Source organism: Kosmotoga sp., from assembly GCF_982836095.1.
In genome coordinates this window covers 5,698-9,070 of record NZ_CEYIHJ010000065.1, presented here as the reverse complement: position 1 = coordinate 9,070, position 3,373 = coordinate 5,698, and the positions used below count along the sequence as shown (strand labels likewise).

Here is a 3,373-nt window from a genome sequence, read left to right as displayed (position 1 = left end):
CAGAAGAGCTACTCCCACATCTGCAAATACTGCTTCCCACATAGTTGCCTGTCCGATGGTTCCCAGCGCTATGAACAGGCCTTTTACGCCAAGAGCAAAGAGTATGTTTTGCCAAATGATATTGTGCGTAAAGGAGGCAGTTTTCATTGCCTGTGAAAGCTTCGAGGGCTTGTCGTCCATAATGACAACATCGGCGGTTTCTATAGCTGCATCAGAGCCAAGCCCACCCATTGCTACCCCTACATCTGCTCTGGCAAGGACCGGCGAATCATTTATTCCATCCCCCACAAAGGCGACTTTCCCTTTGCTTTTTCCCTTGAGGCGCTCTAAAATAGCAACTTTATCTTCTGGCAAAAGCTCGGCGTAGTATTCATCGATACCGAGTTCAGAAGCAACTTTTTCAGCAACGATCTGGCTATCGCCAGTCAGCATCGCAATTTTCTTGACTCCCTGCTTTCTCAACTCTTCTATAGCCTTCTTTGCGTCTGTTTTTATTCGATCAGAGATTGTTATGCTGCCAGCGTATTTACCATCTATGGCAACGTACACAACTGCATCAACTTTTTCCTCATCTGCCGGTTCAATATTGTGTAATTTAAGCAGTTTTTGGTTACCCACATGCACTCTCTTTCCAGAAACCATAGCGATTACACCCTGTCCCGGTATTTCTTTGTAATCATTCACCTGGTCGGGGTTTTCAAGAAATTCTTTACCGTAGTCACGTATTGACTTTGCTACTGGATGATTTGAATGTACCTCTGCCTTAGCTGCAAACTCTACGACCTCCTCCTTGGAATAACCGTTGAAGGTCTTTACATCTGCCACTTCAAAAACACCTTCTGTCAATGTTCCCGTTTTATCGAAAACAACTGTATCCACATTTTTCAGAGCATCCAAAAAGTTGCTTCCCTTTATGAGCACGCCATTTTTTGAAGCTCTTCCTATACCGCCGAAATACCCCAGCGGAATTGATATAACAAGGGCACATGGACATGAAATCACAAGCAACACAAGTGCACGTTGTATCCAAAGAGCCAAGCTTGCACCCGGTATAAACAAAGGCGGCAAGAAAGCAATAGCTGCCGCTCCAAATACAACAAAAGGTGTATAGTATTTTGAAAACTTCGTTATGAATTTCTCTGTTGGAGCTTTTTTGGAAGCAGCATTTTCAACCAGCTCCAAAATCTTCGAAACATAAGAATTTTCAAAGGATTTTTTGACTTCGATTCTCAATAGTCCGGAAGTATTTATCATTCCGGAAAGAACCTCATCCCTCACTTTTACTTTTCTTGGAACGCTTTCACCAGTCAAAGCTGAAGTGTCGAGGAATGATTCGCCTTTCACAACAACTCCATCAAGAGGGATCCTTTCACCAGGGTTGACCAGTATTATCTGTCCTGGATTGACTGTTTCAGGTGGGACTCTTTTGATTTGTCCATCGGATAATAGATTAGTGTAATTGGCTTTCAATGCAAGCAATGATCTTATAGAACGCCTTGATTTTCCAACAGCAAGATCTTCAAAGAGCTCACCGACTGAGTAAAAGATCATAACTGCCACCGCTTCCGGGAATTCTCCAATGGCAATTGCTCCCAATGTTGCAACTGACATGAGGAAATTCTCTCCGAAGAAATTCCCATGCAGTATATTTTTGACTGCAGCAAGCAGTACTCGCCACCCACTTATTATATAAGCCGTTAGAAAGAGAACAGTATTAACTTGAAGGGGCATGAAGGAAATGAAAAATCTATTTATCAACGCTACTGCAAATAAGATTCCCGAAATTGCAAGCGTTATAATTTGCTTCCTTAAATCTCCATTTGATTCAGAATTACCGGCTTCACTTTCAAAGGCTACCTCAGGCTCTATTCTTTTTGCGAGTTTTTGAATCTCAATAATCTCGTGTTCATCAGCGATAAGCGTTTGGGTTGCAAAGTTTAGAGACATATCCATCCCTTTTTCTTTTGCTGCCTGTTCAATTTTGGCGGCGCAACTGGCACAGTCAAGGTTCTTTACTCTGTATTTTTTCTTCATTCTTATTCCTCCAAAAATTCTTCGAAATGTTCTTTAGCCACATTTATCAAGTCCATTATGTGCTTATCTGCAAGAGAGTAGAAAACAGTTTTTCCCTCTCTTCTGTATTTAACTATTCTAAAGGCTTTCAAGAGCCGCAAATGATGAGAGACAGATGGAAGCGTAATCCCCAGTATCTCAGAAAGGTCACAAGTACAAAGTTCTTTCAGAGAAAGAAGATAGATTATCTTGGTTCTTGTTTCGTCAGCCAAGACTTTGAATAGCTCGGAAAGACCGGAAATTTCATTTGCCCTCTTTTTAAATTCTTCGGTATTTATGTGTACTTGATGCACCTGGCAGTAATCTTTCTTTTTCATGTAAAACACCACCTATATAATACGATTAGACAATTGTCTAATCGTATTATATAGCTTAAGACCCCCAACTGTCAAATGCCAAAAAAAAAGACCCGCCTTTCGGCAGGTCTTTTTTCAGGTTTATTTAATGTGTTAGATAGCTTTAACGTTTACAGCCTGTGCGCCCTTCTGACCATTTTCGATATCAAATTCCACTCTTTGACCTTCCTCAAGTGTTCTGAAACCGTCCATGGCTATACCTGAAAAATGAACGAAAACATCTTCACCCTCGTCTCTTGTGATGAAGCCGTAGCCTTTCTGTGCGTTGAACCATTTTACTGTACCTTTCATGTTTCCTCCTGAAAATCTCTTGCACCAGTTGCAAGTATCGAATTATCCTCTCGGACAGTTAAATTATAACTTATCTTCACAATCTCTATATGTCATTTTTATGTATTTAGTATGCCAATCTCATCCGTAAAATTGATAATAGCACAGTAACATCAGCGAAAATCAAGATCTGTGTTGTAAATAAGCTCAATAATTTATCTTAACCAGTCCGTGGAATCATTTTATCAATTCTATGGGTAAAATATAATCGTTTATAGTGTTCCCTTAAATTTGTAAGTTATTGTATGATAAGCTTTATGTTAGACAGAAATTTCTTTCTTTACTTGATTGAAAGTACCAAACACAACGAATCTTCTTAACAAATATTAATTTAGAAATCTCGATTATTATGCTGATTTTATATTCATCGAACGGTGGTGTGGGATTTGGCAATGATTCTATATGGTCTGATGATAGGTTTTGTGCTAGCCTTAATAGGGTACATCAAAAACCGCTCTACAAGGAAACTTTTTCACATGGCATCTTCAAACTCATATGATGATGGACATTCTATAGTCGCTATCATCGCTGCAAAAAATGAAGAAAGGGTAATAGAACCTACAGTACGTAGTTTATTGTTTAAGGCACCAAAAAACTTTAAAGTTATTGTCGTA

Annotated in this window: 3 protein-coding genes and 1 pseudogene; 1 reads left to right on the top strand and 3 read right to left on the bottom strand. The window is 39.5% G+C overall.

Features of this window, described 5'->3' with window-relative positions:
- The 3 genes from AC3LHT_RS05795 to AC3LHT_RS05785 all read right to left on the bottom strand — a co-directional run.
- A partial coding sequence (locus AC3LHT_RS05795; protein ID WP_488662246.1) for a heavy metal translocating P-type ATPase occupies positions 1 to 2,034 on the bottom strand: 2,034 nt, incomplete at its 3' end.
- A 2-nt stretch (positions 2,035 to 2,036) separates the two neighbouring features.
- Positions 2,037 to 2,390 (bottom strand): ArsR/SmtB family transcription factor, encoded by a 354-nt coding sequence (locus tag AC3LHT_RS05790; RefSeq protein WP_290645219.1) that lies wholly within the window; start codon positions 2,388 to 2,390, stop codon positions 2,037 to 2,039.
- Between the two features lie 132 nt (positions 2,391 to 2,522).
- Positions 2,523 to 2,720 (bottom strand): cold-shock protein, encoded by a 198-nt coding sequence (locus AC3LHT_RS05785; RefSeq protein ID WP_068347671.1) that lies wholly within the window; start codon positions 2,718 to 2,720, stop codon positions 2,523 to 2,525.
- 425 nt (positions 2,721 to 3,145) lie between these two features.
- On the opposite strand from AC3LHT_RS05785, the pseudogene AC3LHT_RS05780 reads away from it, so the two are divergent.
- Positions 3,146 to 3,373, top strand: a pseudogene (locus tag AC3LHT_RS05780) (hypothetical protein); the annotation flags it as partial.